At 42.7% G+C, this 20,731-nt stretch carries 22 protein-coding genes; 11 read left to right on the forward strand and 11 right to left on the reverse strand.

Features of this window, described 5'->3' with window-relative positions; genetic code table 11:
* Positions 1–179: 179 nt before the first annotated feature.
* Positions 180–1,310 (reverse strand): aldo/keto reductase, encoded by a 1,131-nt coding sequence (locus A4S05_RS26900; protein ID WP_069072849.1) that lies wholly within the window; start codon positions 1,308–1,310, stop codon positions 180–182.
* A gap of 101 nt (positions 1,311–1,411) precedes the next feature.
* Complete coding sequence (locus A4S05_RS26905) at positions 1,412–1,909, reverse strand: bifunctional nuclease family protein (protein ID WP_069072850.1); 498 nt, start codon at positions 1,907–1,909, stop codon at positions 1,412–1,414.
* 340 nt (positions 1,910–2,249) lie between these two features.
* Here A4S05_RS26905 and A4S05_RS26910 point away from each other — a divergent pair, with 340 nt between their 5' ends.
* Positions 2,250–2,930, forward strand: a complete 681-nt coding sequence (locus tag A4S05_RS26910; protein WP_069072851.1) for a riboflavin synthase — start codon at positions 2,250–2,252, stop codon at positions 2,928–2,930.
* Positions 2,931–3,000: 70 nt separating this feature from the next.
* Here A4S05_RS26910 and A4S05_RS26915 read toward each other — a convergent pair whose 3' ends face one another.
* Together A4S05_RS26915 and A4S05_RS26920 are read right to left on the reverse strand one after the other, a co-directional pair.
* Positions 3,001–4,557 carry a M23 family metallopeptidase gene (locus A4S05_RS26915; protein ID WP_069072852.1) on the reverse strand — a complete coding sequence of 519 codons (1,557 nt, stop codon included), beginning with the start codon at positions 4,555–4,557 and terminating at the stop codon, positions 3,001–3,003.
* Between the two features lie 90 nt (positions 4,558–4,647).
* The gene (locus tag A4S05_RS26920) at positions 4,648–5,466 is read right to left on the reverse strand and encodes a biotin--[acetyl-CoA-carboxylase] ligase (protein ID WP_069072853.1); all 819 of its coding nucleotides are present in this window, start codon (positions 5,464–5,466) and stop codon (positions 4,648–4,650) included.
* Between the two features lie 77 nt (positions 5,467–5,543).
* On the opposite strand from A4S05_RS26920, the gene pgeF reads away from it, so the two are divergent.
* Positions 5,544–6,374 (forward strand): peptidoglycan editing factor PgeF, encoded by an 831-nt coding sequence (gene pgeF, locus A4S05_RS26925; RefSeq protein ID WP_069072854.1) that lies wholly within the window; start codon positions 5,544–5,546, stop codon positions 6,372–6,374.
* Here pgeF and A4S05_RS26930 read toward each other — a convergent pair.
* Together A4S05_RS26930 and csaB are read right to left on the reverse strand one after the other, a co-directional pair.
* On the reverse strand, positions 6,313–7,788 hold the full coding sequence (locus tag A4S05_RS26930) for a glycosyltransferase family 87 protein (protein WP_069072855.1): 1,476 nt from the start codon (positions 7,786–7,788) through the stop codon (positions 6,313–6,315). The genes pgeF and A4S05_RS26930 overlap by 62 nt on opposite strands.
* A gap of 167 nt (positions 7,789–7,955) precedes the next feature.
* Positions 7,956–8,993, reverse strand: coding sequence for a polysaccharide pyruvyl transferase CsaB (gene csaB / locus A4S05_RS26935; protein ID WP_069072874.1), 1,038 nt, complete (start codon positions 8,991–8,993; stop codon positions 7,956–7,958).
* A gap of 107 nt (positions 8,994–9,100) precedes the next feature.
* Between csaB and A4S05_RS26940 the strand changes: the two genes are divergently transcribed.
* The 5 genes from A4S05_RS26940 (at position 9,101) to A4S05_RS26960 (ending at position 13,161) form a co-directional block, all read left to right on the forward strand.
* Positions 9,101–9,436, forward strand: coding sequence for a DUF2499 domain-containing protein (locus A4S05_RS26940; protein ID WP_069072856.1), 336 nt, complete (start codon positions 9,101–9,103; stop codon positions 9,434–9,436).
* Positions 9,433–9,732, forward strand: coding sequence for a DUF3593 domain-containing protein (locus tag A4S05_RS26945; protein ID WP_069072857.1), 300 nt, complete (start codon positions 9,433–9,435; stop codon positions 9,730–9,732). Before A4S05_RS26940 ends, A4S05_RS26945 begins: the two co-directional genes overlap by 4 nt.
* A gap of 54 nt (positions 9,733–9,786) precedes the next feature.
* Positions 9,787–10,560, forward strand: coding sequence for a 1-(5-phosphoribosyl)-5-[(5-phosphoribosylamino)methylideneamino]imidazole-4-carboxamide isomerase (gene hisA, locus A4S05_RS26950; RefSeq protein WP_069072858.1), 774 nt, complete (start codon positions 9,787–9,789; stop codon positions 10,558–10,560).
* Between the two features lie 361 nt (positions 10,561–10,921).
* The gene (locus tag A4S05_RS26955) at positions 10,922–12,187 is read left to right on the forward strand and encodes an MFS transporter (RefSeq protein WP_084227283.1); all 1,266 of its coding nucleotides are present in this window, start codon (positions 10,922–10,924) and stop codon (positions 12,185–12,187) included.
* Between the two features lie 14 nt (positions 12,188–12,201).
* Positions 12,202–13,161: an N-acetylglucosamine kinase gene (locus A4S05_RS26960; protein WP_069072859.1), complete on the forward strand. Its 960-nt coding sequence runs from the start codon at positions 12,202–12,204 to the stop codon at positions 13,159–13,161.
* A gap of 26 nt (positions 13,162–13,187) precedes the next feature.
* Here A4S05_RS26960 and A4S05_RS26965 read toward each other — a convergent pair whose 3' ends face one another.
* Together A4S05_RS26965 and A4S05_RS26970 are read right to left on the reverse strand one after the other, a co-directional pair.
* The gene (locus A4S05_RS26965) at positions 13,188–13,928 is read right to left on the reverse strand and encodes a dienelactone hydrolase family protein (protein WP_069072860.1); all 741 of its coding nucleotides are present in this window, start codon (positions 13,926–13,928) and stop codon (positions 13,188–13,190) included.
* A gap of 678 nt (positions 13,929–14,606) precedes the next feature.
* Positions 14,607–15,938, reverse strand: coding sequence for an FGGY-family carbohydrate kinase (locus A4S05_RS26970; RefSeq protein ID WP_084227285.1), 1,332 nt, complete (start codon positions 15,936–15,938; stop codon positions 14,607–14,609).
* A gap of 199 nt (positions 15,939–16,137) precedes the next feature.
* Here A4S05_RS26970 and psaM point away from each other — a divergent pair, with 199 nt between their 5' ends.
* Together psaM and A4S05_RS26980 are read left to right on the forward strand one after the other, a co-directional pair.
* Complete coding sequence (psaM, locus tag A4S05_RS26975) at positions 16,138–16,227, forward strand: photosystem I reaction center subunit XII (RefSeq protein ID WP_040630342.1); 90 nt, start codon at positions 16,138–16,140, stop codon at positions 16,225–16,227.
* A 341-nt stretch (positions 16,228–16,568) separates the two neighbouring features.
* Positions 16,569–16,979 (forward strand): slr1601 family putative cell division protein, encoded by a 411-nt coding sequence (locus A4S05_RS26980; RefSeq protein ID WP_069072861.1) that lies wholly within the window; start codon positions 16,569–16,571, stop codon positions 16,977–16,979.
* Positions 16,980–17,205: 226 nt separating this feature from the next.
* On the opposite strand, the gene A4S05_RS26985 is transcribed toward A4S05_RS26980, so the two are convergent.
* Positions 17,206–17,925: a tetratricopeptide repeat protein gene (locus tag A4S05_RS26985; protein ID WP_069072862.1), complete on the reverse strand. Its 720-nt coding sequence runs from the start codon at positions 17,923–17,925 to the stop codon at positions 17,206–17,208.
* Positions 17,926–18,538: 613 nt separating this feature from the next.
* Between A4S05_RS26985 and A4S05_RS26990 the strand changes: the two genes are divergently transcribed.
* The gene (locus A4S05_RS26990; protein ID WP_069072863.1) at positions 18,539–19,003 is read left to right on the forward strand and encodes a hypothetical protein; all 465 of its coding nucleotides are present in this window, start codon (positions 18,539–18,541) and stop codon (positions 19,001–19,003) included.
* A gap of 6 nt (positions 19,004–19,009) precedes the next feature.
* On the forward strand, positions 19,010–19,567 hold the full coding sequence (locus tag A4S05_RS26995) for a glutathione S-transferase family protein (RefSeq protein ID WP_069072864.1): 558 nt from the start codon (positions 19,010–19,012) through the stop codon (positions 19,565–19,567).
* A 76-nt stretch (positions 19,568–19,643) separates the two neighbouring features.
* Here the strand turns inward: A4S05_RS26995 and A4S05_RS27000 are convergent, their stop codons facing one another.
* A complete protein-coding gene (locus A4S05_RS27000; protein WP_069072865.1) occupies positions 19,644–20,135 on the reverse strand; it encodes a YajQ family cyclic di-GMP-binding protein in 492 nt (163 codons plus the stop codon).
* 136 nt (positions 20,136–20,271) lie between these two features.
* Entirely contained in the window at positions 20,272–20,670 is a 399-nt protein-coding gene (locus A4S05_RS27005) for an MAPEG family protein (RefSeq protein WP_069072866.1), read from the reverse strand.
* Positions 20,671–20,731 lie beyond the last annotated feature (61 nt).

Below are 20,731 nucleotides of genomic sequence, written 5' to 3' on the forward strand. Positions count from 1 at the left end.
GCCAGAATAACGAGTTTGTGACTGGGTGGTGACCAAAACAATTGTCAATTCGCAACGGGCTAACGCCCCGCTCCGCTAACGCAATTCGCAATTAAAGACAAGAAATCACTTAATTGTTGAATTGTTAATTAACGGGTCTCAAGCCCAACTGAGGTAAAACCTCCTGCCTCCTGCCTCCTTCAACCCCACAATCTCCTACCTGCTTTCCCACTTAATTTTTGGTGAGTATCTGACAATAAGGCTGGAATATCTAAATTTTCTGGACAACGAGGCAAACAGTCACCGCATTCTGTACAGCGATCGCCTTTCATTCCAGGAAACCAATGACCAGCATTTTCAAACATTCCGTAACGATATTGCCCGTAATCTTTCATGTCGTATGCCACTGCGAGATTTCGTAACCGCAATACCTCTGGAATATTGATATTTTCTGGACAGGGCAAACAAGCATAACACTGGCTACAATTATCAGTTTCCAAAGCAAGTTTTTGGTGATTTTCTAAACGCCAGAAAGCAGAAATTTCTGCTGATGTTAACTCTCCATCATGGTCAGCAACTTGCAAAGGTTCCCTTAATTCTTCTGGGTTTGCTGGCCCTATACTCAAAGTAGTAATACGGTGATCAGCAAGTAAAAATCGATAATTCAATTCTAGGGGTGAATACGGCTGACACAGGTCTTTTAAGATTTGGGGTGGCATGTACAGACGTCCTCCCTTGTCAGCAGGGGAAATAATGAAAATGCCCATATCCTTTTCAGCAGCTAGTTGAATCGCTGCTGCGTGCCGTTGAAAAAAATAGTAATAATGCAGATTGACAAATTCAAATAAATCTGTATTGATTGCAGCCTGAATTACCTCTAGTGGCCCGTGGCTAGAAAAACCAATGTGTCGCACTCGACCATCAGCAACAGCTTCTTCCACGGCTTGCATACAGCCAGTTTTGGCTTGCACCCACTCTAAATGTTGCCAAGTATTCAAGCCATGAACGCCTAAGCAATCTAAATAATCTAGCTGTAATCGTTCTAGAGATTCGTCGATGCACCGACGCATGGTGTCAGCATCTGCTGTGGCTGAGATTTTAGTAGTGACATAAAGCTTCGTCCGGGGTACTGACAACCCAGCTTTTAGCGCCCTACCAAGATACTCCTCACTTTTGCCGTAACCTCTGGCGGTTTCTAGATGATTAATTCCTAGCGCTAAGGCTTGTTCGATCGTCTGGTGAGCATTTTCAAAATCAGCCAAGTAGCGCATTGTTCCCAAAGAAAAAACCGAGAGGCGCAGATTCGTTTTCCCAAAGCGTCGGTATTGCATTTTTAACAAAGAGTTAGGAGCCGATTCAATTTTAGATTTTAGATTTTAGATTTTAGATTTTTCTTTGAATCTAAAATCCAAAATTCAAAATCTAAAATTGTCTAGCTGTCGCCATTACCAAAGCGCTTAATCAAATCTTCGGGGCGGAGATTGGAAATAAATTCACGGAAGGCTTGCTGTTCGGCTTCATCTGCATCACGGTCAACAGGGATAGAAGCATCGGCAATCACTTCTTCCATTACCCAGATGGGGGTATTTGTACGGAGGGCAATGGCGATCGCATCGCTAGGACGCGCGTCAATTTCCTTTTTGACTTCGCCTTGCTGGACAATTAAAGCTGCATAAAATGTATCCTTTTGCAGGGAATGAATAATTACCTTTTCTAGAGTCATGTTCCAAGCCTCTAGAATATTCACAATCAGGTCGTGGGTTAAGGGTCTGGGAGGCTTCTGATTCTCCAGTGCGCCCATAATTGCCCTAGCCTGTTCCTGACCGATGTAAATTGGCAAAGCCCGCCGATCTGAAGAATCTTTCAAAAGGACGATCGGGCTGCGGGTTATGGCATCTAATGCTATGCCAGCGACTTTCATTTCAATCATTGGCTAGGCCTCTACAATGCTTTGAGAACCTTTGATGCTGTGTAACAAATAGTACCCATTTTTGGGCGGTTTGACGACAGTAATAAACATAAGCATTCGTTCTCTATAATTGCTTCTATTAAACTCCGAACTTGTGGTGAAAACCAGAGTAAGTCAAATTGGTCTTCTTAGACAATAACCTTCTTACCCAAGTATGCCTTGTGAAGGATGCTAATGTGTTAATATTCCTATACGAAAAAAAGTCAGAAAATATACTTGGATGTTCGAGATTTATGTGACAATTACCAATTTATTTCAGCCAAATTTAGGCAATAAATAGAGATAGTTTGACAAAAAAGCCGTGTTTACAGGATTAATCCAAGCATTAGGAAAGATGGAACCCTTAGGGGGCGATTCTTGGCAAATTACTTGTGTCAGCCAATCGTGTGAAGTAATTATGCAAGATTTGGCTTATGGTGACAGTGTTGCAGTAGATGGTGTTTGCCTGACAGTGGAAAAAGTTTTAAAAGACGGGTTTATCGCCACCGCTTCACCAGAAACTCTCCGCCGCACGACTTTGGGAGGCGAGCAAACGCAACAGAGATATGTCAATTTAGAAGCGTCGCTAAGGGTGGGCGGCAAAGTTGGCGGTCATTTTGTGATGGGTCATGTAGACGGCATCGGTCGATTGCTAGTGGCAGAACAAACGGCTAGTTCTTGGGAAATGAGCTTTATTGCATCTGATGCGATCGCACGTTACATTGTCTCCAAAGGTAGCATTGCCGTCAATGGCATCAGCCTCACAGTATCGGCTTATGAGCCAGAACTATCCCAATTCAAAGTGGCGGTAATTCCCCTCACTTATGCCGAGACAAATCTTCGCTACTTGGTTCCGGGGAGTTTGGTGAATCTAGAAGGGGATATTCTGGGCAAATACGTCGAAAAATTCCTTTATTCTGGCAACCCACACACCAGAGCTACTGATGAAACTAGTATAGATAGCATTACACCCGCATTCTTAGCAGAACACGGGTATCTCTGACATTTTAGATTTTAGATTTTGGATTTTGGATTTTAGATTAATTTAAAATCTAAAATCCAAAATTTCCAATCTAGCTACCTGGTTTCTGGCTTACCTGAGTAGTTTGTGAGCCTAGTACTAACTGGCTGAGGCCGCTTTGTAACTGCACGCCTGGGTCAGTAGCAACCCAGCCATTTGGTGACAGATGACGGACTTCAAAGTGCAGGTGAGGGCCTGTGGAGTTGCCGGTGCTGCCAACTCGCCCAATCATAGTTCCAGGTTCTACCCACTGACCGGGTTGAACAAAGATTTCTGACATATGACCGTAGAGGGTTTGTTGAGCCGATTTGTGATTCAGGGTAACGGTTAAACCATAACCGCCCAACCAGTTCGCAGTCTCCACTTGACCAGCAGCAGCGGCTAAAACTGGTGTACCCGCAGGCGCACCCAAGTCTGTACCAGCATGGAAGCGTTGATTACCTGTGATTGGATGAATTCGCCAACCAAATACAGAAGTGATGGAAGCGGGAATAGACAAGGGATACATCATTCCCGTACCACTATATGCAACTCTCCCCGTATAGGGAATTTGCGGCAATACTGATGCTAGTGAGAAGTCATAAGCTACGTTGCTGGGGCGGGGTGCAATGTTGCCATCAGCCATTGGTGGTGGTAAAGTTCCGCCGCTGGGTGCGATGGGAGTTGCACTCACTGTTGTGGGGCTGAATTCGCCGGGAGTGGGGATAAACCGATTAGGGCGAAATCCGCTCTTGGTAACACCGCTAGAACCACTTTGAGCAGCACGCCATCTGCTGGTGTTGCCAGTAGTTGCAACTTGCCGCACGGGTGGAACGTTTGCTAATTGGGCATTTTGACTTCTTTTGAGCCAATTAGGTGCTGCTTTACCATTAGAATCAGCTACACTCCTTTGAGGTACTTTGGCGCAAACACCGCCTAATACACTTTGCCCTGAAGGCAAGATGGCTCTACAACCACTAGAACGTTCTGTGAGAATTACAGAATTTGGTGCTTGATAAGTACCTGTTGCACCACTGTCATAACTATTAGGATCAATATAGGCGTTATTATAATCCTTGGTTTTCCCCGCCGTTGCCCTAACAGTATTGTTCGAGTTGTTTGATGGTTGAGCAACTTCTGGGAGTTTTTCAGGTAAAGAGCGAACAGGAGTATTGGGTTTTTCCTGTCTCACCCTTGTAGGAGTAACCTGGGAAGCTTCTACCTTGGGCTTTGACTGTCTGATAATCACAACAGGTTCAGCAGCTTCAATTTTGGGTGTAGACTGCCTAACTGGCTCTTTTGATTGAGCAACCTCTGGCTGGCGTAATCTTTGTTTGAGTCTGGCTCGCCGTTGGGAAAATTCCGGTTGTGCTGGCGCGGCTTGGGGCGCAACAGTCTGCTTTTTAACTGGATTTGTAAATGCTGTTGGTTGGGAACTTTCAACAGTGGGAACGATGTTGTCTATTTGTGTTTCCGTTTGGGCAAACACGAAGCCGCCGCTGAGGAGGCTAACGCTACTCAGCCAGCAGAGGCTCTGGGCTGGTAGGGTTGAGGCAAAACGTTTTTTCGTCAAACCTTGCTGCCATAAGTAATGCAAACGATAAGGGGCAGAATTATTGCGCTGCGTCATTTGTTCTCTCAGTTGTGTGTAATTAGCCTAAAGAGATGATGCTAGTGGTTTGTCTTGCCCAAAGAGCGAAATTTTGAACAAACCTCAAATTTAAACGGAAGATTTATGGTACCCCAAACTGATTGTACCGGGTTCAATATAAATTTCCGGTGTAATTAGTTCCTTTGTATCATGTGTTTCTAAATCAACTCGTAAATTTCCTTGAGATGTCACCCCAACTACTGTACCTGAAAGATTATTGACATACACCCGATCGCCCATGTTTGTAAGCAAGTCTAAATAGCGAGACAAGAGTATGCTTACTCCTTCTTGACAAAAGCACTCCATACCGGATTCTATTCCCCGCAAGACGATAGAGGTTAGCATTTCCAGACAAGAAATCGGTCTAAAATCTTGGGATGTTTGCCACGATTCCAGATTTATTCCAGTTTCCGGTACTGGGTTTCTCCAGTTAATGCCAACACCAATTACTGCTTGGGTGATTTGTCCTTTGTTTACTTTGGTTTCTGTCAAAATGCCGCCTAGTTTGCGACCATTTAAAACCAAATCATTGGGCCATTTTATCCCAACATCTATACCGGATTGGCGCAATTGAGATGCAATTCCCCAAGCGGTGGCAAAAGTTAGCTGATAGCTGTCAGTCGCCTCTATTTTGTGATCAAAAGAAATCCCCACGGAAACATATAATCCGCCAACTGGAGAAATCCACTGGCGTCCCCATTGTCCCCGCCCAGCGGATTGCTGAGTTGCAATTACTACTGTTCCAGAAATAGCCCCTTGGTTGAGTAAATTCCAGAGGGTTTGGTTGGTTGAGGAGACGCTTTCAAAAAAGTGAAGGGAAAATGGTAAATATGTATACTGACGCCCTGCTTGCAAGGCTGCTTCCAAGTTTTGCAGATTAAATCCCACAGCAGTTAACCCAAATTCCGTTGTTCAAGTTAGCATTGATTGGCTGATGAGTGATTTCTGTTTAGGTTTGGTTGAAGATGCACACTTGGCACTGGCGCAATTGGGAAGGACTGCCTTATCTAACTTGTAGTATTCTGGAACATTGGCATCACGGCTTCTTTACCCAACAGTTTTGGCCGCGATCGCCACAAGCTATCACAGAAGTATTGCAACCAGAGGCATCAGTCTATCGCTTAAAGCAGGTTCATGGCAATACTGTTCTCACCCCCCAAGAAGTTGAAAGCTTCTTAAGCTCTGCTCAGGAGGATTTAGCGTCGGCGGATGGTTTAATGAGTGAGCAGCCTCTACAAGCTGTTTGGGTTGCTAGTGCAGATTGTACACCCGTGCTGATTGGGGATGTGCAAACTGGAAAGGTGGCAGCATTACACGCGGGTTGGCGGGGAACTGCCAAGAAGATTGTCCCCTTGGCGATCGCTCGACTACAATCTCAAGGCAGTAAACTCGATGATTTACGCATTGCGATGGGCCCGGCGATCGCTGGTGATGTTTACCAAGTCTCGATTGAAGTGGCTGCGGAAATCGGGGCTAGTATTATATCACATAATGACGAAGAAAAAATTTTAGCAGCATTACATGAGTTACCAAATTCACCTTTGCAAGAAGACCCCAATCCTGGAAAGGTACGGCTGGATGTTAGGCGGGTGAATAGCTTACAACTGGAAAATTTGGGAATTAGTGCAGAACAAATTGCGATCGCACCTTATTGTACTTTCCAAACTCCAGAGCATTTCTTTTCTTACCGCCGGGAGAAAGAGAAAAAAGTTCAATGGTCAGGTATTGTTAGCGCTAAGTTGACACCCGATTCAAAGGTTGAGATTTCAGAATCGGTTTTTGACGCAGGGAGCTAATTGCTAAGACTACAATACTGACGGTGATTCCTAGAATGGCATAACTCGGTAGGGCGAAAATAGTCACTTTTATAATATATGGCAATTCCCCCGCTTTCACATTCCAGCGCTTTGCTAGAGAGCCGATGAGCCAGCCATGAATTACCGCTGTTTGCACTGCTAGACAGCAAACCCCTGCTAACCAAACTGAGATTCTTGTTCTAGAAAATTTACAATGCCTAATCTGATACAACAAATCATTTAGCAAAAAAACAACAGCAGGTATTAACATCACAGAACCGGTTTGCTGTGAATAGTTAATGGCAATACTCAAGCAAGAAACTAGTACCAATTCTGCTAAGTATATTTCCTTTGCCCAGGCTGTAAGAGATTGTTGCAAATACCAATACCAACCCACTAAACCAACAAGTGTCAGAACAATTAAGTCTGAAAATAGCTTGGCAAAAAATGGATTATTGGGAAATAATCTTGGGCCCACCACCTTCAAATCGATGCGACTAATCGAAAGATAAGGACTATTCGATGGATCATTTAGCCAGAGTGAAAATCCACGAGATGCATCTGGTAAGAATTGTGTCAAAGAATTGCCCGTCAAGGCTAGACCTAAAAATACAAGAGAAGTTCCTATGACAACAGATACAAAAACTAAAGAGAACCGTCTTTTAAGTAAAAAATACAGAATGAATAATGCAGCTAATGTTGGTTTACAAACAGCAATACCCAAGCAAATTCCTGCTGGAATATCCTGATTTTTTTTAGCCCAGATAAACATCCATAAGATCAAAACTGCAACGAAAATAGCAATATTACCAACTTCAAGATCGCGAACTAAACCATAAATCAATGCAATCGAGATTGTGCAAATAGTTCTGAAAGCTAGTGACTTAGACTCCAGCAGGATATTAGCTCCCCATAAGGCCAAACCGATTGCTAATATATGCATTCCAATCCAGATTGAAAATGCAGTACTGCTCGAAAAATAACCGACAAACCAAATGAGAGGAATAATATTAGGTGGATAGACAAAGGGTGGAATAAAGCCACACACATTAGTTAGGGTACAAAAGCTTTGATTAAAAATCTCGACATTAAAGGGACTCAAATGCTGATGAGCTAATTTACTCGCCACATAAAACCACTTAAAATCCCATAATGGTGGATCTGGTTGATTTAGTAAATAAACTAGCCAACCTGTATAACAAAGGAATCTTGTAACGACTAAGACAACACCTGCTTGGATCAGAAAGCTAACAATTGGTTTACGAAAAAATTGCATCAACCGTTGGATTACAGGGGATTTTAAAAATAAAGAATTTTTCCAGGCTATTTTTTCATCATCTAATCGCCAATTATTTTTGAGAACTAAAGCAACAACAGTTATTACAAGTAGGTTCCAAAAGCCAAAGCTGATCATTAGCAAGAATTATTTATAAGAAGAATTCAGAATTCGGTATTAATTCTGTACGAGTGGGTGACGAATATTGGTTAAAACCGTACAACTCTTAGAGGATGTTTGAAAAGTCTTTAGTGATGTATCAAATACTTTTAGATCCCCCATAAGCCCCATTTTTAAGTTAATTATTACAAAAAAGTTTGGCTCAATAACTCGCGGTGTATTAATGCCTTATCTATTAAAGATTTTATTTGCTCTGATGATAACGGATCACCGTTAGCATAATGCTCCATCCAAGTCAGACTAATTAAATTGGGGTCATCGGGTAAACTCGCCAAATCCCACCCAGGCATTTCCAAGTCTTCCATGAGACGATTTACCTTGGGGTCATAACTAAGAGCAAAACAGCGACAACCTTCAGCAGCAGCCATAATTAAGCTGTGCAAACGCATCCCAATTGCCATTTCGACACCGCGAAACACACCTTTTAAAAGTTGCGGATCTTCCAGACATAAAATCTTGCTGACATCTTTAAGATGTGGTTGAATAGCTTCGGCAATACTTAAATCTTCACTTTTTTGAAATGGCAGTAATAAAATAAATGCTTGCGTAGCTTTTTGAAAGTCAACCAAAGCGCGAGTTAAGTTTGCTAAACGTGTTTCTGTAAGTTGGGGATGCGATCGCAACGTTACTGCAACTCTCGGCGCAGGTAAATCCCAAAGTCCCGGTACTGGTTTCGATTCCAACGCCCAAACCGGGTCTGGAGCTATGATACAAGGAATTTGCCAATCAGATAATAAAGCCGCACTGGCGCGATCGCGGACACTGATTTTGGTACAATTGCCAAAGGTTTGCCGTGCCAACCAACGAGTTTGCGGACGCACTAACGGGCCAATACCCTGCGCCCAAGCAACAGTTTTTAAACCCATTTTCTGCGCCAATGTCATCATTCCGCCATAATAAAATGGGCTGATAGTACTGGTAACATCTTGAATGAGACTCCCGCCGCCCCAAATCAAAGCATCACAAGAGCGTAAAGCTTGCAGTACAGCTAAAGGAGCCATGCGATCGCAGGTTTCTACATTGTAGCGATCGCGGGTTTCCTCTGGATTACCAGAAAGCACCACAGGCGTTACGTGAGATGGTAACATTTGCAAAAGCGTTGCTAACAAAGCCTCGTCACCACCATTACCTTTACCGTAATACCCAGACAATAACGCCCGCATCTTGACCATTTTAGATTTTAGATTAACAACTTTTTTAACGTAGCCATATCTATACAAAGATGTGAAAACTCCTAACTCCTAACCCCTAACTCCCCACTCCCCACTCTATGCACGTCCTATCGATTCCCACCTGGATTATTCATGTTTCTAGCGTTATTGAGTGGATTGTCGCCATTTGGTTAATCTGGACTTACGGCGAACTCACTAATAACCGTAATTGGTGGGGATTGTCCCTTGCCATGTTACCAGCTTTAGTCAGCGCTATGTGTGCCTGTACCTGGCATTATTTCGACAACGCCGAATCTCTAGAATGGATGGTAACGCTTCAAGCTACCATGACCTTAGTTGGTAATTTTACGCTTTGGGCAGCGGCGTATTTGATTTGGCGTTCTACCAAATCTTCTAACACTGTTGAACCAGAACCTATCAAATCAGAGCAATGATTTCTAAAGAAACCCTGTTTGCACTTTCACTGTTTCCCTATTTGGGTTTCTTGTGGTTTATCAGCCGCAGTCCGCAAATGCCGCGTTTAGCGCTGTATGGATTTTACGGCACTCTCGTCTTTGTTGCCATCACCATCCCCGCCGGAATTTACGCCCAATTGCATTATGGCGAGTCTTTGGCCAATGTAGATTGGTTGCACGGTGGTGCAGAAGTATTTTTGACGCTTTCAAATATCTTGCTTGTGCTGGGTTTTGGACAAGCTGTACGGCAATTACAAATAAAAAATGAAAAATAGTAAATTCAGCTATAGCTAGCATTTTGATTGCATTGAGTTTAGAGGAAAAATTAAATGGACGTAATTCCAGCGATTGATTTACTAGAAGGTCACTGTGTGCGACTGTATCAGGGAGATTACGATCGCTCGCAAGTTTTTAGCGAAAATCCTGCTGATGTTGCCAAACAGTGGGTAGATGAAGGTGCTACCAGATTGCATATAGTTGATTTGGATGGGGCCAAAGCAGGTAAAGTAGTAAACTTGGGGGCAATTGAAGCGATCGCTCATGCGGTGTCAGTGCCCATTGAAATTGGTGGAGGATTGCGCGATCGCACCAGCGTGCAACAAGTATTCAATATCGGCATACAGTGGGCAATTCTTGGCACCATCGCCGTAGAACAACCCCAGCTAGTACAAGAACTCTGTGAAGAATTTCCCGAACAAATTATCATCGGTATTGATGCCCGTAACGGCCTAGTAGCAACTCGCGGTTGGTTAGAAACCTCAGAAGTTTTAGCAACCCAATTGGCTGTACAAATGCAAGAATTGGGTGCAGCCGCCATAATTTACACAGATATCCACCGAGACGGTACACTCACAGGCCCGAATTTGGAAGCTTTGCGAGAACTTGCAGCGGCAATTTCCATCCCGATAATTGCCTCTGGCGGGGTAAGTTCTGTCACCGACTTGTTGAGTTTATTGGCGTTAGAACCTCAAGGCGTGACTGGTGTGATTGTCGGACGTGCTTTGTATACTGGGGATATTTTACTCAAAGAAGCATTACGAGCGATCGGGCCTGGACGGATTCAGGATATTCCACCGAATCTAGGTTTTTCTACCTTTGCTTGACATTTGCTGTCAGATTTTACACGCCTACGCGGGTTTCCAATTTCTTAAGTCCGCGCAGGCGGACTTCGTTTGTGTAGCCGCGATTTCTAATCGCCAGGTATATTTGCAAAACTGAGATGCTCCCGAAAACTCTTCCTAGTCCCCAGTCCCGGAACGCCGTAGTCAGACATACCGGATATGGAACAATACAGTTCAGAATGAGCGACAAAACCCTGATGTAGAGACGCGATGAATCGCGTCTTAAAAGACCAATTATCTACACCAATAACCCTTAACTAAACCGTATTGCATTATGGAAAGTGGGAAAGCATAGCAACAAGGTTTTACTGATGGCAAAAAGCCAGAGTTTGGAACCAAATCCATGAAAAATCAAACAACTTCTCCTTGGACTTTCATCCCCACCTTATATTTCGCCTCCGGCATACCTTACGTCATCATCAACACAGTTTCCGTAATCTTTTACAAAAAACTGGGAATAGATAATACGCAAATTGCTTTGTGGACAAGTTTTCTTTATCTCCCTTGGGTAATCAAAATGTTTTGGGGCCCAATTGTCGATATTTACTCTACCAAACGTCAATGGATACTTTATACCCAATTTGCCATGTTTGGTTGTTTAGGGTTGATAGCTTTCTCCTTACAACTACCAAATTTCTTTTTCATTTCCCTCGCAACACTAACAATAGGAGCATTTATTTCTGCAACTTATGATATTGCCACAGATGGCTTCTATTTGCTGGCTTTATCTCCAGAACAACAAGCCTTTTTTGTTGGCATCCGCTCACTATTTTATAGAATGGCTGTTATTTTTGGATCTGGAATATTAGTAGTTTTAGCAGGTCAGCTTGAAGTATCTCTTAACAACATTCCTTTAAGCTGGACTATAGCTATTAGTTTCTCAGCTTTAATTTTAGCAATCCTGTTTATTTCGCATCGCTTAATTTTACCCTTACCTGAATCAGATGAACAACGGCAAATAAAAACTAGAGAAAATATACCTTTCTGGTCAATTATTAGTTCATATTTTGCTCAGGATAAAATTATAAATATTTTAGCATTTATCTTGCTTTACAGACTTGGCGAAGCAATGCTTGTCAAGATAGCTTCTTTATTTTTATTAGACAAGCCAGAAGTAGGAGGCTTAGGGCTATCTACATCAGATGTCGGATTAGTATACGGAACATTTGGGGTAATTTCCCTGATTTGCGGAGGGATATTAGGAGGTTTACTAATTTCAAAATATGGATTAAAAAAGTGTCTGTTTCCTATGGCTTTAGCTTTGAACTTACCTGATATATTTTATGTGTATATGGCTTACAGTCAACCTTCACTAACATTAGTGTATCCCTTGGTTTCCTTAGAGCAATTTGGATATGGTTTTGGATTTACCGCTTTTAGTGTTTATTTAATGTATATTTGCCAAGGCGAATATAAAACTTCTCATTTTGCTATCTCCACTGGCATTATGGCTTTAGGAATGATGTTACCAGGTTTAATTAGCGGTTATCTGCAAAAAGCATTTGGCTATCCATTATTTTTTATTTTGGTTTGTTTGCTGACTATTCCTGGGATGATTGCTCTCTTTTTCATCCCTTTAAAAGAAGAACCCAAGCGTCAGAATAATTAACATAATTACAGATCATGAGTTATGTTTTGGGAATAGATGGCGGCGGTAGCAAGACTGTTTGTATTTTGATGGATGATTTGCATCAAATTCTAGGTCGTGGTGAAGCTGGCCCGTCTAACTATCAAAGTATAGGTATTGAAACCACTCTACAGTCTATTCAATCTGCAATTCACAACGCAGTTGAGGCAGAAATAATTGCAAATACTGTGAATATTGAAGCGATATGTTTGGGTTTAGCAGGTGTAGGTCGTACCGCAGATATCGAAGTAGTAAAAGGTCTAGTCCAAGAGTTACAGAATAACAAATATCTGCCTATAACTTGGGCGTTACAGCCAGCTAATATTGTAATTTGTAACGATGCTTTAATTGCTTTAGTTGGTGGAATCGGTCAACCTGTAGGAATTGTGGTTGCAGTAGGTACTGGTTCGATAGTTTTCGGGCGAAATCATCAGGGATATACCAAACGAGTTGGCGGCTGGGGGTATATTTTAGGAGATGAAGGTAGCGCTTATAAAATTGCTGTGGCTGGTATGAATGCAGCATTAAAATCTTATGATGGACGAGAGATGTCAACGAACTTGGTAGAGAGCTTCAAACAGCATCTTGATTTGGAAAGTATAGAAGATTTAATAGAAGTAATATATCGGCGAGAATGGGGAGTTAAACAGATAGCTGCTTTAGCACCAATTGTAGATTTTGCCGCAGCTTCAGGTGATATCTTAGCGAACATGATAATTGATGATGCTGTCAAAGAATTAGTGAAAGCTACATCCACAGTAATTGATGCAATTTTTAGTGCTGACTCAGTTTTAGAAGTAGTCACCACGGGGAGCGTGTGGCGCAGTAGATGCAAGATGTATGAGAGATTTGCAGCGTCTCTTGTTAACAAGTTTCCTAATGTAAACGTAATTTTTCCGAGGTATGATCCTGCTTATGGTGCTGCTTTGTTGGCATTGCAAACAACTCAAAATTGATGCGAAGAAAGCAATAATAGGAGTTTTCAGTTGGCAAATATGCGCCCCAAGAAAGTTATTATTTCAGACCAAGCAGCGGTGGTAGCACTAGAATCATAACGATAACCGTCGTCGCGCATGAATGTATGTTCTGCTTCATACGAGACAACTTGATGAGGTATATTAGCACTCTCAATTGCTTTTATTATGGTTTGGCGATCGCTATCTGGGATGTGAGGGTCAAGAGTACCGAACACCATGAGCATCTCGCCTTGGATTTCACTTACTCGCTGGATTGTATCGGCTACCTCCTTACCAAGTTTACCACTGGGAATACCAGTCGGGTAACAGCAGACAGAAGCCCGAATTTCGCTTTGAAATGCGGCGCGGAAAGCTAAATGTCCACCAATACAAAAGCCGAGAGTGCCTATTTGATTTGGAGAAACCGCACTCTCTGTTTTCAGAAATTCAATCACAGCAAGGCAATCGGCATCATAATCAGCTACCGAGGTGCGACGAGCATCGTCATTACCCCGCATCCGTCCCAAATCGTCTGGCTCAATTACTGAACCAACTGGCTCAATTCGGTGAAAAATTTCTGGGGCTGCTACTACATAGCCGTATCCTGCTAAGTAGTTAGCTAGACGAATCATTGGATCACCTAACTGATAAATATCACTGTAGAAGACAATACCAGGGTATTTCCCTGCTGCTTTCGGAGCCGCAACATAAACACGCATTAGGCTGCCATCTACTCTCAACTCAACATTGCGCTTAGTGATTTGCACTTTTTAGTCTCCGTGTTACGCTTGCTGTCATTAGCTTCTACACTGTAGCGCCGCAACATCCGGTTACTTTCAACCTATAATTTGGCGTTTTCTGCCATGATTGCGATCGCCTTAATACACCCATTAGCTTCGCAATGGTATTACTTTAAAACTCACACCAATTAGTAAAGGGGATAGATGACATTCGCTTGTGGCGAAGCACCCATCCCCGAATAGCTGCCCAGATGATCAACCTGGAATCCTATAGTCCGGTATCTAATAATTTGAGTATCGGCCGAGATATGCCGATTGTCACTGGGATACATACGGATTTAGAAGATATCTGCGAAAAGAGGGTAAGGATAACTATTACTCAACTAACTCAAAATTCCTGGGTGAGAGCGGGGAGGGGAACTAAAACAAAACATTACTGGAGGCTTAAGCCTCTAAAAAAGCTTTCATTTCTGGACTGTTCGCGTAGCTTCTCCCAAGGAGAGACGCTACAGGGTTTTTAGCATTTTCCTTATCGAAACAGAATTCAGGAGTCAGGAGCCAGAATTCAGTTGAGTATTTTGTGCGACTGGTGGATAGCGCAGCGTTAGCGAGTCCGCGTACTCTTACAGAGAAGCAAGCTACGCGTAGCGTCTCGTAGAGAGCGTCTTCATTCTGACTCCTGAATTCTGATTTCTGAATTCTTCTTCAAAAGTCATTTGTACAGTTCGTAATTCCTAGAATTTTTGAACACTTTCCCATTACACACCCGTCCCCGTGTCCTTTTTTCATTCCCCGCATCGCCAACAGCGCTGTCCCGTAGGCGGCTTCTGTATACACTGACGGTACTACAGGAACCTGCAAATTACGCGCCCTAATTGCAGTCCAGATATTATTCGCCGCGCCACCGCCAGCAGTGTAAACACGGCTCACCTTGTCTGCACCCATTTGCTGTAATAATTCATATCCTCGCGCTTCTATGCGGGTAATACTTTCTAACAACCCATGCAGAAATTCCACTGGATGATCTGGGCGTGGTTCCAATCGTGGGGGTAGATTGGGATCATTAATGGGAAAGCGATCGCCTGCCTTCAACAACGGATAATAATCTAACTCACTGGCTTTTGATGGATCAATCTCACAACTAAGGCTAGCTAACTCAGCGCTGGTGAAAAATTGCTTAAGTACTGCACCTCCAGTATTAGAAGCACCACCAGTCAGCCACAGATTACCCAAACGATGGCTATAAATTCCGTATCTAACATCTTCTACACGGGTACGACTTAACAACTTTAGTACCAACGTTGAACCAAGGGAAGTTACGGCTTCACCAGGTAATTTTGCCCCACTGGCGAGAAAAGCGGCAATACTATCTGTTGTACCAGCACATACCAAACAATCACTGGGTAAACCTAACTTATCTGCAATTTCAGGGTGTAATTCTGCAATCGGAGTCCCAGGAGGTAAAACTTTGGGTAGCTGAATCGGTATTTGTAAATTTTCTAGCCATTCTGGGTATTTCAACTCTTCCACGTCATAACCAAGCTTTAAAGCATTGTGGTAATCGCTAATACCTAAATACCCATGTAGGAGAAACGCCAGCCAATCTGCTTGATGTAGGAAATATCTAGCTTCACTAAAAGTAGGTAATCGCCTCATCCACATTAGTTTGGCTAGGCTGGAGGTGGCACTCAATACGGTATGATTGGGGGGCGCGATACTTCTCAAATCCTCTATTACCACTGATCCCCGTGCATCGTTATACAGCAGTGGTGCATCTACAGGATTGCCAGCAGCATCAACCAGCAAGACGGTGGAAGAAGTACCGTTAATTGCGATCGCTTTAATTTCTCGCCGCAATTCTTCAGGTATTCGTTCCACCAGCACAAACAAAGCCTCCTGCCAAAAACTTGGCTTAACAGCGTCTCCTGAGTCCTGGAAGGGATATCGCACCTCAGCCTGGATAGAAGAAGCTTCCTCGTCAATTACTATGCCGCGTGCGCCAGAGGTGCCGAAGTCGATACCCAAATATAAATTCATATTTTTATAAATTTTTCTCAGGTCGAATAACTAATGACTACTGATTAATAACTGCTTTTGTTGCATCTTGTTACAAGATATTCCACAATTTTGGCAAAACAAGGAAAAGTAGTAAACGAACTGTTCAAAATCTATTCTGGTTAGGAGGTTTTCAGCCATGCCTATCTTAGATACTCTGTACATCGCTCAGATATCTTCCATCTCAGATACTCAAGTCTACATCGCTCTAGTTGTGGCGCTGATCCCAGGAGTTCTAGCTTGGCGATTAGCCACAGAACTTTACAAATAACGTTCCGATGTGACACAGTTGAAAAGCTAATAATCCTGGCAGTACGGGGTGCAATTTCTACACCTTGTGGTTTTATACCATAAGTAGCTAGAAACCTTGCACTTACGTAAGCCAGGTTATTTTTTAACTAGTGCAACACTTGTAGCTATTTCAAAAAAATGAAGTAATATGACAGCTAAATCAAGCATTCAAGAGTTCTGATATCTGAATGCTAAGTGCTGTTAGCGGTAGCAGGGCGTTGAGCCAGTGCTGAGTAAGATTTCCCACTCAGCACTCATAACTCATAACTCAGCACTCTTCATAGTGCTTCCCTTCACTAAGCGAGGTTATTTTTTAGCATCATGAACGCGATTCAACCGTCCAGACCACCGTCACAACCTATACAAAAACGCCGGGTCATCCCTAGACCAAAACGGCATCTTCGTCAACGTTCTTACCAGATGATGGCGCTGGAAAGCACAGCCAAGATAGCGGTTAATCTTGTGATTACAGCCGTTGCGGCATCTGCCCTAGCACAACTTCTGCCTTATCATTGGTCACAGCAAGGAAAGTTGCGAGAAATTGGTACTGAAGTCAAGTTAATGGAAGGACACGTCAATGGTTTGCAAGCGGAATTTAGCCGCAACTTCGATCCTCAGCAAGCTAAAAGTATTAGACAACAACAAGGATATCGATTTGATCCCAGTCAGCGTCGCGTGGTCTTGATGAATCCGGATCGCCGAGAAAATGAACAAACAGAGTCATTACCCTAAGACAAATAGCGAATTTAGGATTATTTCGGTTTTTTCTAATTCAGGCTACGTATAAACCGGGTGTTAATTTATATTATTGCTAATAAATAATGGTTAATAGCTAATTTTTGAATAGCTATGTAGTTATCATCTATTAGTCATTAGCGATACAGCGTCACTAAACTATAATTCAAAATTTAATCAATTATTTTGAATTTTGAATCCCCCAGAAGGACTAATCTACCAACTAGGACGCTGATTCAGATAGCAACTCGTTTAGCCAATTTTCGAGTTGTAAACGCAAGCGATAAGCAGTAATATTCTTACTGTTGTCGAGAGAGGGCAGTTGAGTGAGGGCGCGACGATAATCAGCGATCGCACAATTCCAGTCGCCCCAAAGATGGTAAGTCCTGCCACGTTCAGCCCAGATATGACCTTCTAGTTGACCGAAAAGCAGTACTACCTCAAAATTCTCAATTGCCTCCTCATATTGCCCCAAATCACGCCAGGTAATGCCTCGGTTAATCCATGCCCGGACATGGCGAGGATTCAAATCAATGGCTTGATCGTAGTCGGCAAGTGCTACTGCTAATTCTCCACAAGCTGCGTAGTAATTTGCTCGATTATTATAAGCACTAGCCAAGTCAGGATTAAGTTTGAGGGCAGTATTATAGTCGCAAAGCGCTTTTTGTATTTCACCACTTTGGAAATAAATCAGCCCCCGGTTGTTGTAATCAATGGCATTGTAGGGATGGCGGAAAATTAGTTGGGTTAAAAGTGCGATCGCCTCAGTATAATCTCCTTGTTGAGCCAACCTCAAAGCACAAGAGCGGAAGTAGCTATCCTCTAAAGTCGATTCGCTGCGATCGTTTTTCCTCTCATCTTGGACTTTATTTGTATTATTTAGAACATACTTGTATTTCTTATTTTGCTGGTCATCGTCAGCTAAAAATGAGTGAATATTCATTTTTCCCTGCCTGAAATCACTGCTTTGTGAAATCAAATTCTAGTTTTTTGCTAAAAGTGGTTTTACTACTGTGTTTATTTTTAAGGTATTTATGGTTACTTGAAAGCCATCCCAAGACTGAATTTTAACTACTCACACCAGTAGAAATCTATGCCCTAAAGAAGCGATCGCTCCTCAACCCTAATCATGGATACTTGATCCCGAAGGTGAATTCCAGAAATGGCAGATGCCAATCTCAAAGACTAGTCAAGTAGTGAGAGCGACAAATTGGTAGAATGCCAACAAGCCGTTCGTTAGAGATGAGAAATAGGACACGGGACACGGGACTGGGGACTAGGGACTGGGAACTGTGGAGAATTCACTCCCTCTCTCCCTTGTTTCTTCTCAATCCCCAATCCCTAATCCCCATTACCCCTTATCCCCAGAGGGGGCCCCACCATCCCCAATACTTGTCGGATTTTGGGGGAAAGGGTAAGGGCAAAGGGGAAAGAAAAAACCTTTAACCTTTACCCTTTAACCTTTTCCCCAAACCCAATTCCGAGTTCAAAATGCTTATCCTAGCAGTATTGCCACCATCCCCAATCCCTGCATTTAATTTTTGAGAGATTTTCCGATGACAACTGCAATTTCTTATCCCAATGCCCCAGATTTAGCAACCGATGATTACATTGTTATCGGCTTGGCAACCTGCTTCGTCAAAGAAGATGGAGAAGTTTATCAAATCGAAGTTATAGAACCAATTCCCTCTGCGGCTTTGGAAGCTCTGTTAAAGGGCATTCCTACCTCCTATAAGCTGGCTCATGCAACAACTTTGGGATCTGTGCTGGATGGCGATTCACAATTCCTGCCAGAGGGCTTCCCAGAGTCGGCTCAGTTTGGAGAGGAATTTGTGCCACGAGCATTTGCAGCCGCTCGTACCTACAAGCGTCGTGAATCTGCAAAATCACTGATTCCCTTAGGTACAAATTACACTGAATTCAAGTATTCTATTGAGCGTAAGCGAGTATTAAATGCCGCGAGAGTTGTCACCAAAGAAGACAACATTAAACAGCATTCTCACACTCACAAAGTTCTTTAAGTAATTATGCTAAAACTTTACGGCGGCGCTCGTAGTCGAGCCTCAATTGTTCACTGGTATTTAGAGGAACTAGAAGTTCCTTACGAATTTGTCAAGCTTGATATGCAGGCGGGTGAACATCTCAAGCCTGAATATTTGGCAATTAACCCAGTTGGTAAAGTTCCAGCAATCGTTGATGGGGATTTTCAGCTTTGGGAATCTGGGGCAATTTTGCTGTATCTTGCCGATAAGTATAGTAAAACTACACTTTCACCCCAAGAACGTGCTCTATTTTCCCAATGGGTGTTGTTTGCCAATGCTACCCTTGGGCCAGGAATTTTTATAGAAGCAAATCGGGAGCGGGAAATGCCCCGTTTGTTGACTCCGTTAAATGAAATTTTCAGTAAGCAACCTTTTTTGCTGGGTAATGAATTCACTGTTGCTGATGTGGCAGTGGGGTCTATTCTGAATTACATTCCCGTTATGCTGAAGCTAGACCTAAGTTCTTACCCAGCGGTGTTGAGCTACATGAAGCAGTTATCTGAGCGTCCGGCATTTCAAAAAAGTATTGGCGGAGGATCTTAAAATAATTCGTAATGACGCTCCTGCGTCGCTAACGTAATTCGTAATTCGTAGTTAAGAATTACGAATTACGAATCTTTTAGCGATAATTTGTAAATTGCAAAGCAACTGGATAGTCTTCTTGTTTTAGGCGTTGCATAACAACTTGCAAGTCATCTTTAGATTTGGCAGAAACCCGCACAGCATCACCTTGAATTGAGGCTTGTACCTTTTTGAATTCGTCGCGAATCAATTTGGAAATTTGTTTGGCAATTTCTTGACTTATGCCTTTTTGGAGTTTAATTTCTTGACGCACGCGATTACCACTGGCTGATTCCACTTTGCCAAAATCAAAGATTTTCTGGGAGAGGTTACGCTTGGCGGCTTTTTCCCGCAGAATGGTATGTACAGAATCTAAGGTAAACTCGCTGTCAGTACTAACGTTAATACTTTCTTCGACTAACTCGACAGTAGTTTGAGTGTCTTTGAGGTCGTAACGACCTTTGATGTCTCTTACAACTTGATCGACAGCGTTAACCAACTCTTGTCGGTCAAAGTCGCTCACAATGTCAAAGGAAAAAGTAGAAGCCATAAAATATTTTGGATTTTAGATTTTGGATTTTAGATTGGGGAGTGAGTATTGGGCATAGAGAAGAGACAAGGAATAGGGGGAGTAAATTCTCCCTTGTCTCCATTGTCCCTCTCATGTCCCTAGTCCTCAGTCTCCCTCAACTACTAGCTTGGATGATGCTCAAAAAGATTAGAGTGGCAGAACTAAGGATGCCAATAGCAAACATCAGCGATCGCAAAAGGGGTATATTCAAAATATAAAAAATTGAGTATAGCAAACGGGCCACTACAAAGGCGATCGCAGCTACTTGTGCTGTAAAAGAATTTACACCAGTCACATAAGCCATCAATGCTGCTGCGGCAAATATCATAAACGCTTCAAAGGTGTTCTGATGTGCCCAAGTAGCTCGCTGGGCATAAGGTGGCAATTTATCAAACAGAGCGCGAGGAGTTGAAAACATTTCATTCCCAATACTCACACGGGCATAAGCTACCAGCAAAAATGGCAGGTAGATCAGAACGACAGCAGCAGCGATCGAGTACAAAAAAATTATCATTACTTATTAGTTATTGTTTATTAGTCATAGTCATCAGTCATCAGTCATTAGTCAAATAGAA

This window comes from Nostoc sp. KVJ20 (assembly GCF_001712795.1).
Taxonomy (GTDB): Bacteria; Cyanobacteriota; Cyanobacteriia; order Cyanobacteriales; family Nostocaceae; genus Nostoc.